This window comes from Nocardia sp. NPDC004340 (genome assembly GCF_053602575.1).
Genome location: NZ_JBSGDW010000001.1, coordinates 908,539 through 924,368, shown reverse-complemented (window position 1 = coordinate 924,368; position 15,830 = coordinate 908,539). Strand labels below are relative to the sequence as shown.

Annotated in this window: 11 protein-coding genes; 9 read left to right on the top strand and 2 right to left on the bottom strand. The window is 70.4% G+C overall.

Features of this window, described 5'->3' with window-relative positions; all coding sequences use genetic code 11:
• Positions 1-21 precede the first annotated feature (21 nt).
• From ACWEOI_RS04055 to ACWEOI_RS04040, 4 genes are all read left to right on the top strand, one after another.
• Entirely contained in the window at positions 22-2,916 is a 2,895-nt protein-coding gene (locus tag ACWEOI_RS04055; RefSeq protein WP_452358888.1) for a circularly permuted type 2 ATP-grasp protein, read from the top strand.
• A complete protein-coding gene (locus ACWEOI_RS04050) occupies positions 2,916-3,854 on the top strand; it encodes a transglutaminase family protein (RefSeq protein WP_433669924.1) in 939 nt (312 codons plus the stop codon). The genes ACWEOI_RS04055 and ACWEOI_RS04050 overlap by 1 nt, the downstream gene beginning before the upstream one ends.
• A 199-nt stretch (positions 3,855-4,053) precedes the next feature.
• Complete coding sequence (gene leuA, locus ACWEOI_RS04045) at positions 4,054-5,856, top strand: 2-isopropylmalate synthase (RefSeq protein ID WP_452358887.1); 1,803 nt, start codon at positions 4,054-4,056, stop codon at positions 5,854-5,856.
• 250 nt (positions 5,857-6,106) lie between these two features.
• Positions 6,107-7,897: a MinD/ParA family ATP-binding protein gene (locus tag ACWEOI_RS04040; protein WP_452358886.1), complete on the top strand. Its 1,791-nt coding sequence runs from the start codon at positions 6,107-6,109 to the stop codon at positions 7,895-7,897.
• 81 nt (positions 7,898-7,978) lie between these two features.
• Here the strand turns inward: ACWEOI_RS04040 and ACWEOI_RS04035 are convergent, their stop codons facing one another.
• Both ACWEOI_RS04035 and ACWEOI_RS04030 read right to left on the bottom strand, forming a co-directional pair.
• Positions 7,979-8,968, bottom strand: coding sequence for an LLM class F420-dependent oxidoreductase (locus ACWEOI_RS04035; RefSeq protein WP_452358885.1), 990 nt, complete (start codon positions 8,966-8,968; stop codon positions 7,979-7,981).
• Positions 8,969-9,042: 74 nt separating this feature from the next.
• On the bottom strand, positions 9,043-9,936 hold the full coding sequence (locus ACWEOI_RS04030) for a LysR family transcriptional regulator (RefSeq protein ID WP_452359191.1): 894 nt from the start codon (positions 9,934-9,936) through the stop codon (positions 9,043-9,045).
• A 114-nt stretch (positions 9,937-10,050) separates the two neighbouring features.
• Between ACWEOI_RS04030 and ACWEOI_RS04025 the strand changes: the two genes are divergently transcribed.
• The 5 genes from ACWEOI_RS04025 to ACWEOI_RS04005 all read left to right on the top strand — a co-directional run bounded on the left by ACWEOI_RS04025 (position 10,051) and on the right by ACWEOI_RS04005 (position 15,823).
• On the top strand, positions 10,051-11,028 hold the full coding sequence (locus ACWEOI_RS04025; RefSeq protein ID WP_452358884.1) for an EamA family transporter: 978 nt from the start codon (positions 10,051-10,053) through the stop codon (positions 11,026-11,028).
• 192 nt (positions 11,029-11,220) lie between these two features.
• Positions 11,221-12,921, top strand: coding sequence for an FAD-dependent oxidoreductase (locus ACWEOI_RS04020; RefSeq protein WP_433673206.1), 1,701 nt, complete (start codon positions 11,221-11,223; stop codon positions 12,919-12,921).
• Between the two features lie 66 nt (positions 12,922-12,987).
• Positions 12,988-13,611, top strand: a complete 624-nt coding sequence (locus tag ACWEOI_RS04015) for a pyridoxamine 5'-phosphate oxidase family protein (RefSeq protein WP_452358883.1) — start codon at positions 12,988-12,990, stop codon at positions 13,609-13,611.
• A gap of 195 nt (positions 13,612-13,806) precedes the next feature.
• Positions 13,807-15,039 carry a MurT ligase domain-containing protein gene (locus ACWEOI_RS04010; RefSeq protein WP_433673207.1) on the top strand — a complete coding sequence of 411 codons (1,233 nt, stop codon included), beginning with the start codon at positions 13,807-13,809 and terminating at the stop codon, positions 15,037-15,039.
• Positions 15,040-15,109: 70 nt separating this feature from the next.
• A complete protein-coding gene (locus ACWEOI_RS04005; RefSeq protein ID WP_452358882.1) occupies positions 15,110-15,823 on the top strand; it encodes a type 1 glutamine amidotransferase in 714 nt (237 codons plus the stop codon).
• Positions 15,824-15,830: the final 7 nt, after the last annotated feature.

The window sequence follows — 15,830 nt, the reverse complement described above, 5'->3', positions numbered from 1 at the left end:
ATACCCGGGGAAGTGGTTGCGGTGACAGTGCTCGACGCGGTGCCGCCCGGAGACGCCACGCCGGGAGAACCCGACCGGTGGACCGCCCTGGCCGCGCGCCGGGAGGTGCTCGAGGAATTCGCGAACTACCGCGCCGCCGCGGCCGACACCGGCGCGCGCGACGCCTGCGGCCTCGCCACCGGCGGCTACTACGACGAACTCGCCGACCGGGACGGCCGCCTGCGCGGCATGTGGGCCGACCTGTCCGCCGACGTCCTGGACCAGGGCCGGGAAGGGCTGCGGCGCATCGACACCCGGGTCCGGCGGCTGGTCGAGGACGACGGCATCACCTACACCGAACTGACCCCGTCCGCGGAACCCGCCGCCCCCTCGCCGTGGCGGCTGGACCCGATCCCGCTGCTGCTCTCCGACACCGAATGGGTGGCCCTGGAATCCGGTGTGGTGCAACGCTCCCGGCTGCTCGACGCCGTGCTCGCCGACGTCTACGGCCCGCGCCGCACCCTCACCGAGGGCCTGCTGCCGCCGCAGCTGGTCTTCGCCAACCGGGGGTATGTCCGTGCCGCGCACGGCATCTCGCTGCCGGGACGGCATCAGCTGTTCCTGCACGCCTGCGATGTGAGCCGCTGGAGCGACGGCGGCTTCCGGGTGCTGGCCGACTGGGCGCAGGCCCCGTCCGGCGCGGGCTACGCGCTGGCCGACCGCCGCGTCGTGTCCGCCGCCATCCCCGAGGCGTTCGAACTGGCCAGCCCGCGCCCGCTCACCCCGTTCGTGCGGGCCATGCGGCTGATGCTCATCGAGGCCGCGCCCCGCGCCGCCGACGAGGACCCCGTGGTCGTGGTGCTGAGCCCCGGCGTGCACTCCGAAACCGCCTTCGATCAGGCGTATCTGGCGTCGGTGCTGGGCTTCCCGCTGGTCGAGAGCGCCGACCTGGTGGTCCGGGAGGGCCGCCTGTGGATGCGATCGCTGGGCACCCTGAAACGGGTCGACGTGGTGCTGCGCCGGGTGGACGCCGAATTCTCCGATCCGCTGGACCTGCGCGCGGATTCGCGGCTGGGCGTGGTCGGGCTGGTGGAGGTGCTGCGTCGCGGCGCGGTCACGGTCGTCAACACCCTGGGTAGCGGGCTGCTGGAGAATCCGGGGCTGGCCCCGTTCCTGCCCCGGCTGTCCCGGCGACTGCTGGACGAGGAACTCACCCTGCCCAGCGTCGAATCCTATTGGGGCGGAGATGATTCCGAACGCTCCCACCTGACCGCCAATCTGCACCGGCTGGTCCTGCGCTCCACCGTCGACGGCTCCACCGTCTTCGGACCGGTCCTCACCGCCGCCCAGCGTGCGCGGTGGCGGGCCCGGGTGGAGGCCGAGGGCTGGAAATGGGTGGGGCAGGAACCCGCCCGTTTCTCCGTCGCGCCGGCGGTGGACGGCTCGGGCGGACTGGTCGCCGCACCCGTCGCGGTCCGGCTGTTCTCGCTGGCCGGTCGGGTCGGATACCGCGTCATGCAGGGCGGATTGGGGCAACTGCATCAGCGCGGGGGTCCCGACGGCATGGTGGGGGAGGCCGCCGCCAAGGACGTCTGGGTGCGCGCCACGCCGGCCGAGGTTCCGGCCGTGCCCGCGGTCGACGTGCCGGAGGAGCGCGAACGCCTGGTGGTGGCCGTCGCCCCCGTCGATGTGGTCAGCTCGCCGCGCGTCCTCGACGATCTGTTCTGGCTGGGCCGCTACGGCGAACGCGCGGAGGTCACCGTGCGCCTGCTCGCCGCCATCCACGACCGGCACCAGGACTACCGCTATCGGCCCTGGATGGAGGGGGCGGAAGCCATGCCGATCCTGATGGACGCGCTGGCCCGCATGACCGGAACCGCGCTGCCCGCGCCGACCCGGGTCGGCGTCAAACCGGTACCGGTGCACGAGGATTCGACCGACCGCTCCGGCAGGCGGCGTCCCGGGGTGTCGCCGTCGCGAGCGCGCCCGGGGACGTCATCGAGATCCGCCGCGCAGCCCGGACCGGCTTATCCCGGACAGTCGCAGTCCCTGCCCGAGCCCGTGGGTGCCGCGCAGATCTCCCGTCGCCGCGAGTACTCCGACGAACCGACCGTCCCGATCGCTCTGCCCGGCGCCTCCCGCCGCGATCACGACTACCTGGTCTCGCTCACCGTCGACCGCGATGTCACCGGTTCGGTCGCCTTCTCCGTGGAGCGCTACGCCAAGGCCGCCCGCGCCGTCCGTGATCAACTCTCGCCCGACACCTGGATGGTGCTCGGCTCCCTGGACCGCGCCCTGTCGGAATACCGTGACGCACTGGGCGATCGGGGCGCGGCCCTGTCCGCCGTGCACTCGCGCGCCCTGTCCGCGCTGCTGTCGCTGACCGGCATCGACGCCGAGTCCACGGTGCGCGACACCGGCTGGCACGTCATGGACATCGGCCGCCGCCTGGAACGCGCCCTCGCGCTGGCGGCGCTCATGAGTTCCGCGCTCACCGGCGACCATCCGCCCGAGGCCGGGCGAGTGATCACCGACGCCGTCCTCCAGGCCACCGTCTCCGCGGTGAGTTACCGCCGCCGCCACCGCGATTCGGTGCGCATCGCCGCCGTGGCGGGCCTGCTGCTGTTCGACGAGCACAATCCGCGGTCGCTGGCCTACCAGCTGCAACGCCTGGACGACGACTTCCAGGCGCTGCCCGGCGCCTCCGGATCCGCCCGCCCGCAACGACTGCTGGCCGACGCTCAGCGCATGCTGCGCCGCGTCGATCCGGCCGGCCTGGAGGCGGTCGACGCCGAGGGCCGCCGCGCCGAGCTGGCCGACCTGCTCGACGGCGTCCACCTGCGGCTGCGCAAGCTCTCCGAGTCCTTCGAGGCGACCCGGCTATCGGTGCCCTCGGAGATCCAGCCGCTCTGGGGCACCGCCCGGGTGGTGGGCTGATGCGCCGCTACCGGGTGCTGCACCGCACCGTCTACGAGTACTCCGACGTGGTCAGCAGTTCCTATGGCCGCGCGTATCTCACCCCGCGCGAGTTCCCGGGTCAGCGCCTGCTCGCCCATGACACGCGCGTGGACCCGGTGCCGTCGGACCGGTCGGTCGGCGCGGACGTGTACGGCAACACCACCCTCTATTTCCATGTCACCGCCGGCCACCGCCGCCTCGAGGTCACCGGCGAATCCCTGGTCGAGGTCGCCCCGCCCGCCGTCCCCGCCGCGCAACCGCCCTGGGAGCAGGCCCGCCCCGGCGCCGGGAACGGCCCGCTCGCGGTCGAATTCACCCTCGACCTGACCCCACCCGAGATCACCCCCGAGATCGCCGCCTACGCCGCCGAATCCTTCCCGCCCGGCCGCCCCCTGCTGGAAGCGGTCCGGGAACTGACCACCCGTATCCACACCGACTTCGCCTACGAATCCGGCTCCACCACGGTCAGCACCAGCGTCGCCGACGTCTTCGCCGAACGTCACGGCGTCTGCCAGGACTTCGCCCGCCTCGGCATCGCCTGCCTGCGCTCCCAGGGCCTGGCCGCCCGCTACGTCTCCGGCTACCTCTCCACCGACCCGCCCCCGGGCAAGGAACGGATGGTCGGCGCGGACGCCACCCACGCCTGGGCCGACGTCTGGCTGCCCGGCGGTGCCGGCCGGTGGATCGGCTTCGACCCGACCAACGACCAGTTCGCCGACGACCGCTATGTCACCGTCGCCTGGGGCCGTGACTACGCCGACGTCCCCCCGCTGCGCGGCATCATCTACACCGACGCCCGCGAATCGACCATCACCGTCTCCGTCGACGTCGCCCCCATCCCGCCCGATACCGCCCCTATCGCGCCCGACACGGCCCCTATCTCTCCTGATGTCGGCCCGGCCCCGGCCCCGGAGTGACACACTCGACGATGTGGCCCCCGCCTCCCCGACTTCCAGGCGTCTATCGCGCCCCTGTAAACTCGTGACCATCATGCAGCGGGCACTTCTCCTCGGCCGCCGCGACGGGGTCTGATTCGGACCGGCTCCCGCCGCGGGGATCTGCCGTGCCGGTCTACCCAATAACTGGGATCCAGCCACACCTCGGAGATAAATCGCCATGTCACCCGCTGATGCTTTCGTTTCCGGTACGCGCATCATCACCGCGCCGTCCAAGCCCGCGCCCGCTGACCAGCCGGCCTGGAACAAGCAGAAGAACTCCTCCATGCCGGTATTCCGGTACCGGCCGTTCGCCGAGGAGGTCGAGCCCGTCGAGCTGCCCGACCGCACCTGGCCGGACAAGATCATCGACCGCGCGCCGGGCTGGTGTGCCGTCGACCTGCGCGACGGCAACCAGGCCCTGATCGACCCGATGAGCCCCGCCCGCAAGCGTCGCATGTTCGACCTGCTGGTGCGCATGGGTTACAAGGAGATCGAGGTCGGCTTCCCGTCCGCCTCGCAGACCGACTTCGACTTCGTCCGCGAGATCATCGAGGACGGCGCGGTACCGGACGACGTCACCATCCAGGTGCTGACCCAGTCCCGCCCGGAGCTGATCGAGCGCACCTTCGAGGCCTGCGCCGGCGCCCCGAACGTGATCGTCCACTTCTACAACTCGACCTCGATCCTGCAGCGCCGGGTGGTCTTCCGCGCGGACCGGGACGCGGTCAAGAAGATCGCCACCGACGCGGCCGCGCTGTGCCTGGAGGTGGAGAAGCGGTACCCGGACACCAACTGGCGCTACGAGTACAGCCCCGAGTCCTACACCGGCACCGAGCTGGACTACGCCCGTGAGGTCTGCGACGCGGTCTCCGAGATCATCGCGCCGACCCCCGAGAAGCCGCTGATCATCAACCTGCCCGCGACCGTGGAGATGGCGACGCCCAACGTCTACGCCGACTCCATCGAGTGGATGCACCGCAACCTGGCCCGCCGCGACTCCATCCTGCTGTCGCTGCACCCGCACAACGACCGCGGCACCGCCGTGGCCGCCGCCGAACTGGGCTACCAGGCCGGCGCCGACCGCATCGAGGGCTGCCTGTTCGGCAACGGCGAGCGCACCGGCAACGTCTGCCTGGTCACGCTGGGCATGAACATGTTCTCCCGTGGCGTGGACCCGCAGATCGACTTCTCGAACATCGACGAGATCCGCCGCACGGTCGAGTACTGCAACCAGCTGCCCGTCGCCGAGCGCCACCCCTACGGCGGCGACCTGGTCTACACCGCCTTCTCCGGTTCGCACCAGGACGCCATCAACAAGGGCCTGGACGCCATGAAGGCCGCCGCCGACGCGCAGGGCGCGGACGTCGACGACATCGTGTGGGAGGTTCCGTACCTGCCCATCGACCCGAAGGACGTCGGCCGCACCTACGAGGCCGTGATCCGGGTGAACTCGCAGTCCGGCAAGGGCGGCGTCGCCTACATCATGAAGACCGATCACGGGCTGGTGCTGCCGCGCCGCCTGCAGATCGAGTTCTCGCAGGCCGTGCAGCGGATCACCGACGGCGAGGGCGGCGAGGTCACCCCGAAGGAGATGTGGGACGTCTTCTCCGAGGAGTACCTGACCCCGATCCTGCCGCTGGAGCGCATGCGCCAGAAGGTGACCGCGTCCGAGACCGACGGCGGCGTCGACCACATCGAGGCCGTGGTCAAGGTCGACGGTGTCGAGCACGCCATCGCCGGTGAGGGCAACGGCCCGCTGGCCGCCTTCGTCGACGCGCTGGCCACCATCGACTACGACGTGCGGGTGCTGGACTACAGCGAGCACGCCATGTCCTCCGGCGACGACGCCCAGGCCGCGGCCTACGTCGAATGCGCCATCGGCGATCAGGTCACGTGGGGCGTCGGCATCGCCACCTCGATCACGACCGCCTCGCTGCGCGCGGTGGTCTCGGCGGTCAACCGCGCTGCCCGTAAGGCCTGACAACGCGCCCCGATCGTCGCGAACGCAACGCCTGATTTCGTGACGATCGGGGTAACTCACCGGGTACGTCCACAATGGTTTGGGCACCCAACGCAGGCACGCATGCAGGAGTGTCGGCGGCTCTCGGTTGTGCGCCGAAGTCGCGGGGAGGCGGTATTGCCTCGCCGCGTCCGGGCGGGTCAACAATGCTAGCGTTGGGTCGCAATAGCGCCGAGCTCTCTGTTCGAGCTGTCGAGCAGATGGGGGACACGTGACTACGAAAGATCAGAATTCGACCGCGAAGCCGATCGTGGCGGAGGACGTCGAAGACATCCTCGACGAGGTGGAAGCGGGCGGGCCCGCCGAGTCGAAGGAATCCGATTCCGAGGAGCAGGCGGCCGGATTCTTTCCGCCGGTACCGGATTCGATCGACCAGACCGTGGTGTATCCCGGCAATGGCGGACCGTTCCCGGGACCCCAGGGGCCCGACGGCCACAATCCCTTCGCGGCCGACGGCCACAATCCGTTCGCGCCGGGCGGGCCCGGACCGTACGGCCCGCCGGGATTCCCACCCGCGGGCGGCTTTCCGCCGCCGGATGCCGGGCAGTTCGCCCCGCCGCCGAATCCCGGTGTGCCGGGCGGGTTTCCGCCGATCGGCGAAGTGCGCGAGCAGACGCCCTACGGCGAGGTCCGGCAGGAGATCGGCAGCGACGGCATGGTGCGCCGGGTGTTTCCCGAGCAGCAGCCGGGTGAACCGATGGAGCCGGGCCACTTCGGCGGTCCCGGACAGCCCGGGCAGTTCGCGCCCTCCAACGACCAGCCGGGCGGGCCGATCTACAGCTGGTCGCCGCCCCCGGCCGCGCCGCCGCAGCAGCCGCAGCCCCAGGTCGGTTTCCAGCCGGGCTGGAATGCCCAGCAGCAGCAGGGGATTCCGCCGCAGCCGGGCTCGTTCGGGCAGCAGTACGGTCAGCAGCCGCCGCCGCCCGGACATTCGGTCAATGACCTCAATCTCTTGAAGCGGGCCCGGCGCGCGCCGGGCAGCGGCTGGCGGCGCGCCGTGCACAAGGCGTCCGGCGGTGTCATCAATCCGGGCGAGTCCGCCGCGGACGTGGTGTACCGGCAGCTGGTGGACCGGGTGAACCAGCCGGTGCGCGGCGACTACCGGATCGCCATCCTGTCGCTCAAGGGCGGCGTCGGAAAGACCACCACCACTGTCGGTTTGGGCTCCACCTTCGCGTCGCTGCGCGGTGACCGGGTGATCGCCATCGACGCCAACCCCGACCTCGGGACGCTCGCGCACCGGGTGCCGCGGCAGACCCGCTCCACGGTGCGAAACCTGCTGGAGGACGGGCACATCAGCCGGTACTCCGATGTGCGGGCCCACACCTCGCAGGCCCCGAGCCGGCTGGAAGTGCTGGCCTCCGAACAGGATCCGGCCGTGTCGGAGGCCTTCTCGGAGGCGGACTACCGCAAGGCCATCGGCATCCTGCAGCAGTTCTACAACATCATCCTGACCGACTGCGGTACCGGTCTGATGCACTCGGCCATGTCCGGCGTGCTGGATATGGCGAGCTCGCTGGTGCTGGTCACCTCGCCGGCCATCGACGGCGCGCGCAGCGCCTCGGCCACCCTGGACTGGCTCGACCACCACGGCTACCACAAGCTGGTGGAGCGAACCGTGGTGGTGGTCAACGCCTCTCGCAAGGGCTCCTCGACGGTGGACCTGGACCAGCTGCGCAAGCTGTTCCTGGACCGCACCCGGGCCGTGCAGGTCGTCCCGTTCGACGACCACCTGGCCGAGGGCGCGGAGATCGACCTCGAACTGGTCGGCAAGCCCACCCGCCGGGCGCTGCTGGAGCTGGCCGCCATGGTGGCCGACGACTTCGGCTATCAGGCTGCCGCGCAAGGTTTCCCGCCCCAGCAGGGGGGCTTCCCGCCGCAGGGTGGATTCCCGCCGCCCCAGGGCGGAATGCCCCCGCAGCAAGGCGGTATGCCCCCGCAGCAGGGTGGGATGCCGCCGCAGGGTGGCTTCCAGCCGGGCGGGTTCCCGCCGCAGGGCTGAGCCCCGGCCGGATCCGACGAACGAAAAACCCCGCGGTTCAACAGAACCGCGGGGTTTCGTCTATCGGTGCCGTGCGGCGATTCAGCCCTGGACCAGGGGCGAGAGTGCGCGCCCGGCCAGTTCGACCGTGCCCGCCTCGTGCCCGTTGGTGACCAGGTTGACGATGATGCCGTCGATGCCGTGATCGAGGACCCGCGACTGGATCTGCTCGGCCACTTCGTCCGGGGTGCCGACGAATTGCCGGTCGGCGGGGGAGTTGCGCAGCGCCTCGGCGGGCAGCGCGCCCAGGTCGGTGATGCCGATGCGGGCCAGCATCTCGGCCTGGGTCTTGCGGGCGCGGTCGCCGTCCTCGTCGACGATGACGAAGGCCAGGAAGCTGGTCTCCAGGGTCTTCGGGTCGCGGCCCGCTTCGTCCAGGCGTGCGTGCAGGGCGTCCAGCTTGCGGGGCAGCTCGGAGGCGTTGCAGATGATGTTGAGATGGTCGGCGAAGCGGGCCGCCAGCCCGAAGGTCTTCCTCTCGCCGCCGCCGCCCAGCAGGATCGGCAGGTCGTCGCGCACCCGCGGCTCGTTCATGGCGTTCTTCGTCCGGTACCACTTGCCGTCGAAGGTGGAGTGCTCGCCGCGCAGCATCGGCGTGATGATCTCGAGGGCCTCCCCGAGCTTCTCGAAGCGCTCGGTGAAGGTGCCGAAGTCGAAGCCGTAGGCCTGGTGCTCGAGCTCGAACCAGCCCGCGCCGATGCCGAGCACGGCCCGCCCCCGGCTCACCACGTCCAGGGTGGTGACGGTCTTGGCGGTGAGCGCCGGGTTGCGGTAGGTGTTGCCGGTCACCAAGGCGGACAACTGGATTCGCTCGGTCGAGGCCGCCAGGCCGGACAGCGCGGTGTACGCCTCCAGCATCGGTTCCTCGGGCGCTCCGAGGAGCGGCAACTGGTAGAAGTGGTCCATCACGAAGGCCGCGTCGAAGCCCGCCGCCTCGGCCTCGCGCGCCTGGGCCACCACCGCCGGGAAGAGGTCCCGGGGCGCGACCCCGTAGCTGAAGTTCGGCATCTGATACCCGAGTCGAATGCTCATGAGCGCCACGGTAGGACTTGGAGCGCACTCCAAGTCAACCGCTGAAATTCCAACCCGGTCGCCCCGGCGTGGGGTCAGGTGGTGGCGTGGCGGGCGGCGGCCTGGAAGGCGGCGATCACCATGGCGACGGCGGGCCGCTTCTCGGCGTGCGGGCGGGTGGCCAGATCGTAGACGCGGGCGGCGCGCACCCCGGCCAGGCGCAGCATCACCAGGTGCGGGTGGCGGACCGCGTAGCGGGGCATGAGGGCGACGCCGTACCCGGTGGCCACCAGGGCCTCGATCACGCTGAACTCGTTGAGCCGCTGGGCGATCCGCGGTTGCACGCCGGTCACGGTGGCGATGGAGCGCAGCACGTCGTCGACCGGGAAGCCGGTGCGCACGCTGATCCAGGTCTCGTCGGCGAGTTCCGCGGGCACCACCGCGCCCTGCCGCGCCAGCCGGTGGTCGGGTGCGACTACGACGTCGATGGGCTCCCGCATCAGCACCCGCGACGCCACCCGCGGCCCGGTGAGCGACGGCGCGCGCTCGTCGCGGTGGGTCAGCACCACGTCGTAATCGGCCAGCAAGCGCGGCACCTCGCTGGGCGGCACGTCCTCGTCGCTGGCCACCACGTCGACGCCGCCGCCCGCCAGTTCGGCCAGCACGTGCGGCAGCAGCAGCGCGGCCCCGGACGGGAAGAGCGCCACCCGGACCCGTCCACGCGGCGATCCCCGGTACTCGGCCATCTCGGTGACCGCGCGTTCCATGGCCGCGAGCACCTCGTCCGCGCGCACCACCAGCGCCCGCCCGGCGTCGGTGAGCCGCACCCGCCGGCCGTCCGGCTCGAGCAGCGCCACCCCGGCCTCGCGGGCCAGCACCTTCAGTTGCTGCGAGACGGCGGACGGCGTCATGGACAGGGCTTCGGCGACCGCGGCAACTGTTCCGCGATCGGCCAGTTCCCGCAGCACCCGCAGCCGTTCGAGCGACATCAGCGGCCCGTCGGCGCGGGGCGGTTCGGGGGTCGGCACAATTAAGTTCTACTACATCGTGAGTGCAGAATTATTCGATTGTCCTTACTTATTAGCGCCAGCAATATTCTCGGCATGACCAATCGCGATCGCCTGCTCGGACTCGCCGTCGTGGTGCTGTGGGGCCTGAACTTCCTCGCCATCCACGTCGGGCTGGAGCACTTCCCGCCGTTCTTCTTCGCGGGACTGCGGTTCGCCGTCATCGCGATTCCGGTGCTGTTGTTCGTGCCGCGGCCCCGGGTGGCGTGGAAGTGGTTGCTGCTCTACGGGATCGGGTTCGGGATCCTGCAGTTCGCCTTCCTGTTCACCGCCCTGCGGACGGGGATGCCGACCGGGCTGTCCTCGCTGGTGCTGCAGTCGTCCGCGCCGTTCACGGTGCTGCTGGGCGCGGTGTTCCTGCGGGAACGGCTGCGCGGGGTCCAGTTGGCGGGGATCGCGGTGGCCATGGCGGGCATGGCGGTGATCGGCTGGGATCGGGCGCATCACGCGGCCCTGGCGCCCCTGCTGCTGACGCTGCTGGGCGGCTTGGGCTGGGCCTTCGGCAATATCGGGTCCCGGCTGGCCGCGGCCTCGTCGGCGGACGTGAATCCGCTGCACCTCACGCTGTGGATGGCCGTGGTGCCGCCGATCCCCATGTTCGCGCTGTCCGCGCTCACCGAGGGGCCGAGCACCGGCTGGAACGACCTGATCGCGTCGTTCTCGGCGACCGGATGGCCCGCCTTCGCCGCCCTGGCCTACATCGTGGCGCTGGGCACCATCGCGGGTTCGGGCCTGTGGACCTATCTGATGAGCCGCTATCCGGCGAGCACGGTGGCCCCGCTGTCGCTGGCCGTGCCGGTGGTGGGGATCGCCGCCTCGTGGGCCTTCCTGCACGAGTCGCCCTCGGCATTGTCGCTGGTCGGGGCGGTGATCGTGATCGTGGGCGCGTTCACCGCGACCTCGGCGGGCCGCCGGGTCCCGGCGGTCGAGGTGGAGGCCGCCACGCCCGGGCAAATTCGACACGCCCAGCCGACACACCGCCAAATTCAGGACCCCACGCTCGTCGAGGCCTAGCTGAGCAGTCCGGTTTGTTGCTGTTCGATCGAATTACGGACCTTCGGGATGAAAATTTCCACCCCAACCGACCATCTGTCTGCGACAGCTCCATAGGATGCTGACCAGGCGTGGGAGGTAACGGGTATGGCAGGACAGCGTTTGTCCGTCACGCGGCGATCAGTGCTGCGTGGAGCAATGGCGGCCGGGGCGATGGCGGGAGCGGTGGCGGCGGGGGCCGCCCGTCCCGGCACCGCCCACGCGGCCGCCGGACGTCGGGTAGCCGTGCTGGGCGGCGGTGTCGCGGGTCTGACCGCGGCGCACGAACTGGCCGAACGCGGTTTCGAGGTGACCCTGTACGAGCGGCGGGCGCTGGGCGGCAAGGCGCGCAGCATTCCCGTCCCGGGCAGCGGCAAGGACGGGAAGACGGAACTGTGGGGTGAGCACGGATTCCGTTTCTTCCCCGGGTTCTACCGTCACATTCCAGACACCATGCGGCGAATCCCGTTCGCGGGCAATGCCAATGGCGTATGGGACAACCTGGTCGCGGCGTCGGAGGCGCGCTTCTCGCGCAAGGGCACCGACGACACCATCATTCCGATGGGCAAAGCCGGGAAACCGTGGTCCAGCCCCGACAACTTCCGCGAAACAGTCGGGTCCGCGATCACCACCTCCACCAATATGGGCACGGCCGACGCCCTCTACTTCGCCAATCGCCTGCTGGTCTTCAACACGAGTTGCGACGCGCGCCGCAACGGTCAGTGGGACAGCGTGGCGTGGCGGGACTACGTCGGTGCGGGCAAGCGCTCCAACGAATTCCGCATGCTGCTGTCCAGAACGCTCACCACCCTGCTGGTGGCCGCCAAGGACGACAAGGCCAGCACCCGCACCATCGGCAATATGGGCGAGCAGTTCCTGGGCAACCCGCTCGAGACCGGTAATGACGGCCCGCTCGACCGGCTGCTGAACGGCTCCACCAACGAGGCCTGGATCGACCCGTGGGTCAACCGGCTGCGCGAACTCGGCGTCACCTTCGTCAACGCCGAGATCCGTGGACTGGAACTGGACGGGGCGCGCATTTCCGGTGCGCGGATGGTGGATTCGTCGGGAGCGGCCCAGACAATCGAGGCCGACCATTTCGTGAGCGCGCTGCCCGTCGAGGTGGCCCGCACCCTGTGGACGCCCGAGATCCTGTCGCTGCGACCGGAATTGGCGGGCATGAGCCAGCTCACGGTGGACTGGATGAGCGGCATCCAGTTCTTCCTCCGCCGCCGCACCGATATCGCGCGCGGCCACGTCGCCTACGTGGATTCGCCGTGGTCGCTCACCTCGATCGCGCAGGGCCAGTTCTGGAATCGCACCCCGGTCACCGGCCTCGGTGACGGCACCGTGCAGGACTGCCTGTCGGTCGACATCTCCGACTGGAACACCCCGGGCATCCTCTACGGCAAACCGGCCAAGGAGTGCACGCACGAGGAGATCGCCCGCGAGACCTGGGCGCAGCTCGACGCGCACCTCAACGACCGCGGTGAGCTGCTGCGCAAGGACGACCTGCACTCCTGGTTCCTCGACACCGGCATCACGTGGGACGCCGCTCAGCAGCGCAACACCAATGCCGACCCGCTGCTGATCAATACCGCGGGTTCGCTGGCGTTGCGCCCCGATTCGCACTCCGACAGCCTCCAGAACCTGTATCTGGCGGGCGATTACGTACGCACCAACGTGGACCTCGCCACCATGGAGGGTGCTTCGGAATCGGCCCGCGCGGCGGTCAACAAGCTGCTCGACGTGGCCGGTTCGGACGCGCCGCGCTGCAAGCTGTTCACGCTCTACCGCGCCCCCGAGTTGGAGCCGTTCCGGCAGCTGGATGTCCAGCGGTACGCCGCCGGTCAGCCGAATCTGTTCGACGCCTGAGGGAATTCCTCACACCGGCGGAAAAGAGCTGGTGTGGGGGCATCCCGTGCGCGTTGAATCGGGGACATGAGCGAGATCACGGACCCGGTCGAACTGCGTGAACTGCTGGGGGAGGTCGCTCCGCGGCCGCGGAACAAGGACCGCTACACCCTGCACGAGCGGGATCGGGAGTGGATCGCGCGCTCGCCGTTCGTGGTGCTGGCCACCAGCGCCGCGGACGGCACCTGCGACGCCTCGCCGAAGGGCGATCCGGTCGGATTCGTGCGGGTGCTCGACGACAAGACCATCGCGATCCCGGAGCGGCCCGGCAACCGCCGCGCCGACGGCTACCTCAATATCCTGAGCAATCCGCATGTGGGCGTGCTCTTCATGATTCCGGGCCGCAACGACACCCTGCGGATCAACGGCCGCGCCCGATTGCTCCGGGACGCACCGTATTTCGACGACATGATCGTCAAGGGCCATCGCCCGATCCTCGCCATCGAGATCGAGATCGAGCAGATCTTCTTCCATTGCGCCAAGGCGTTCATGCGCAGCGCGCTCTGGCAGCCGGAGAGCTGGGCGGCCGACACGCTGCCGGGTACGGCACGTCTGGTCAAGGATGTGCAGTCGGCCACACCCGAGACCGTCGAACAGCTCGAGGAGTACTACAGCGCCGACAGCTACCGAAAGATGCTCTACAACGGCTGAGCAGGCATGTTCGCGGCCCGTCTCGTTCTGGACTGAGTGGAGCGGAGGAGCGAAGCGGGGGAGCGGAGGGAGGGAAGAACGAGACTTCGGGGGCCGCGAACCGCCCGGAGCGGAGCGGAGGGCAAATTGGACACAGCACCGCGTGCACGCTGGTTCCTCGTTCCCCATAAACTCGCGGGCGTGGCAGACATCTCGATGCGCGGACAGCTGGCGCTGCGGGCGGCGACGGCGGCGTCGTGGGCCTCGCGGCGGGCCGGGCGGGGCAACGGCTCGATGATCGGCGGTTTGATCGCGCTGAAGATCGATCCCTCGCTCATGACGCAGCTCGGCCGTGGCAAGCGCACGGTGCTGGTGACCGGCACCAACGGCAAGTCCACCACCACCCGCATGACCACCGCGGCGCTGCAGTCGCTGGGCCGGGTCGCCACCCAGGCCGACGGCGCGAACATGGACGCCGGGATCGTGGCCGCGCTCACCGCGCACCGCACCGCGCCGCTGGCGGCCATCGAGGTCGACGAACTGCACCTGCCGCACGTCGCCGACGCGCTGAACCCGTCGGTGGTGGTGCTCCTGAACCTGTCCCGCGACCAGCTCGACCGGGTCGGCGAGATCAATATGATCGAGCGCCGCCTGCGCGAGGGCATGGCCCGGCATCCCGCGGCCGTCCTGGTCGCCAACTGCGACGACGTGCTGGTCACCTCCATCGCCTACGACCACCCGAACGTGGTGTGGGTCTCGGCCGGCAGCGGCTGGGCCGTGGACGCCACCAGCTGCCCGCGCAGCGGCGAGCCCATCGTGTGGGAGGGCGAGCACTGGTACAGCACGGGTGCGGACTTCCAGCGCCCGGAGCCGCAGTGGCGGGTCGACGAGGCGGGCCTGCACGGCCCCGACGGCCTGGAACTGCCGCTCTCCCTTGCCCTTCCGGGCCGCGCCAACCGCGGCAATGCCGCCCAGGCGGTGGCCGCCGCGGTCGCGCTGGGCGCGGATCCGGCCGTGGCCGCCGCGGCCACCGGCACCGTGAAGGAGATCGCGGGCCGCTACCGCAGCGTCGACGTGGACGGCCGCAGCACCCGCATGCTGCTGGCCAAGAACCCGGCGGGCTGGCAGGAAGCACTGTCCATGATCGACCCGGCCGCAACGGGTCTGGTGATCGCGGTCAACGGCCAGGTGCCCGACGGCGAGGACCTGTCCTGGCTGTGGGACGTGCGCTTCGAGCACTTCGAGGGCACCCAGGTGGTGGCCGCCGGCGAGCGCGCCACCGACCTCGCGGTCCGCCTCACCTACGCCGGCGTCGAGCACATCACGGTGGCGGATCCGTTGCGCGCCATCGCCTCCTGCCCGCCGGGGCGGGTCGAGGTGCTGGCCAACTACACCGCGTTCCGCGACCTGAACCGCGACCTCGAAGAGAAGACGGGCGTCCGCGCATGAGTGGTCAGGCCCGGAGGCGGCAGCGCAGTGTAACCACGGAGGGCCCCGCGAAGGTGCGAGAGGATAGAGCATGACACGAGAATCGATCGTCCGCATCGGCCTCGTGCTCCCGGACGTGATGGGCACCTACGGCGACGGCGGCAATGCCGTGGTGTTGCGTCAGCGGCTGCGCATGCGTGGCTACGACGCCGAGATCGTCGAGATCCCGCTCACCGAGCCGGTTCCCAATTCCCTGGACCTCTACACCCTCGGCGGCGCGGAGGACTCGGCCCAGCGGCTGGCCACCCGCCATCTGCAGCGCTATCCGGGCCTCCAGGAGGCCGCTGGACGGGGTGCGCCGGTGCTGGCCATCTGCGCGGCCATCCAGGTGCTGGGCCACTGGTACGAGACGTCGTCGGGCGAACGCGTCGACGGCGTGGGCCTGTTCGACGTCACCACCGCGCCCCAGGACAAGCGGGCCATCGGCGAGGTCGCGACCCAGCCGCTGGTGCCCGGCCTGTCCCAGCCGCTCACCGGCTTCGAGAACCATCGCGGCGGAACCAAACTCGGCGGCGACGCCAAACCGCTGGCCCGGGTCACCAAGGGCGTCGGCAACGGGGTCGGGGACGGGCTCGAGGGCGTCATCCAGGGTTCGGTGCTCGGCACCTACATGCACGGCCCCGCCCTGGCCCGCAATCCCGAGCTCGCCGACTATCTGCTCGGCCGCGCGCTGGGCGTGGATTCGCTTCCGCCGCTGGAGCTTCCGGAGGTCGATCAGCTCCGCCGGGAACGCCTCCGGGCCTGATGGCGGG

Excerpts from the sequence above, each read along its gene's own strand:
- leuA (WP_452358887.1), top strand. The coding sequence starts at position 4,054 with ATGTCACCCGCTGATGCTTTCGTTTCCGGTACGCGCATCATCACCGCG.
- ACWEOI_RS04015 (WP_452358883.1), top strand. The coding sequence starts at position 12,988 with ATGAGCGAGATCACGGACCCGGTCGAACTGCGTGAACTGCTGGGGGAG.
- ACWEOI_RS04005 (WP_452358882.1), top strand. The coding sequence starts at position 15,110 with ATGACACGAGAATCGATCGTCCGCATCGGCCTCGTGCTCCCGGACGTG.
- ACWEOI_RS04035 (WP_452358885.1), bottom strand. The coding sequence starts at position 8,968 with ATGAGCATTCGACTCGGGTATCAGATGCCGAACTTCAGCTACGGGGTC.
- ACWEOI_RS04030 (WP_452359191.1), bottom strand. The coding sequence starts at position 9,936 with ATGTCGCTCGAACGGCTGCGGGTGCTGCGGGAACTGGCCGATCGCGGA.
- ACWEOI_RS04050 (WP_433669924.1), top strand. The coding sequence starts at position 2,916 with ATGCGCCGCTACCGGGTGCTGCACCGCACCGTCTACGAGTACTCCGAC.
- ACWEOI_RS04010 (WP_433673207.1), top strand. The coding sequence starts at position 13,807 with ATGCGCGGACAGCTGGCGCTGCGGGCGGCGACGGCGGCGTCGTGGGCC.
- ACWEOI_RS04025 (WP_452358884.1), top strand. The coding sequence starts at position 10,051 with ATGACCAATCGCGATCGCCTGCTCGGACTCGCCGTCGTGGTGCTGTGG.
- ACWEOI_RS04020 (WP_433673206.1), top strand. The coding sequence starts at position 11,221 with ATGGCGGGAGCGGTGGCGGCGGGGGCCGCCCGTCCCGGCACCGCCCAC.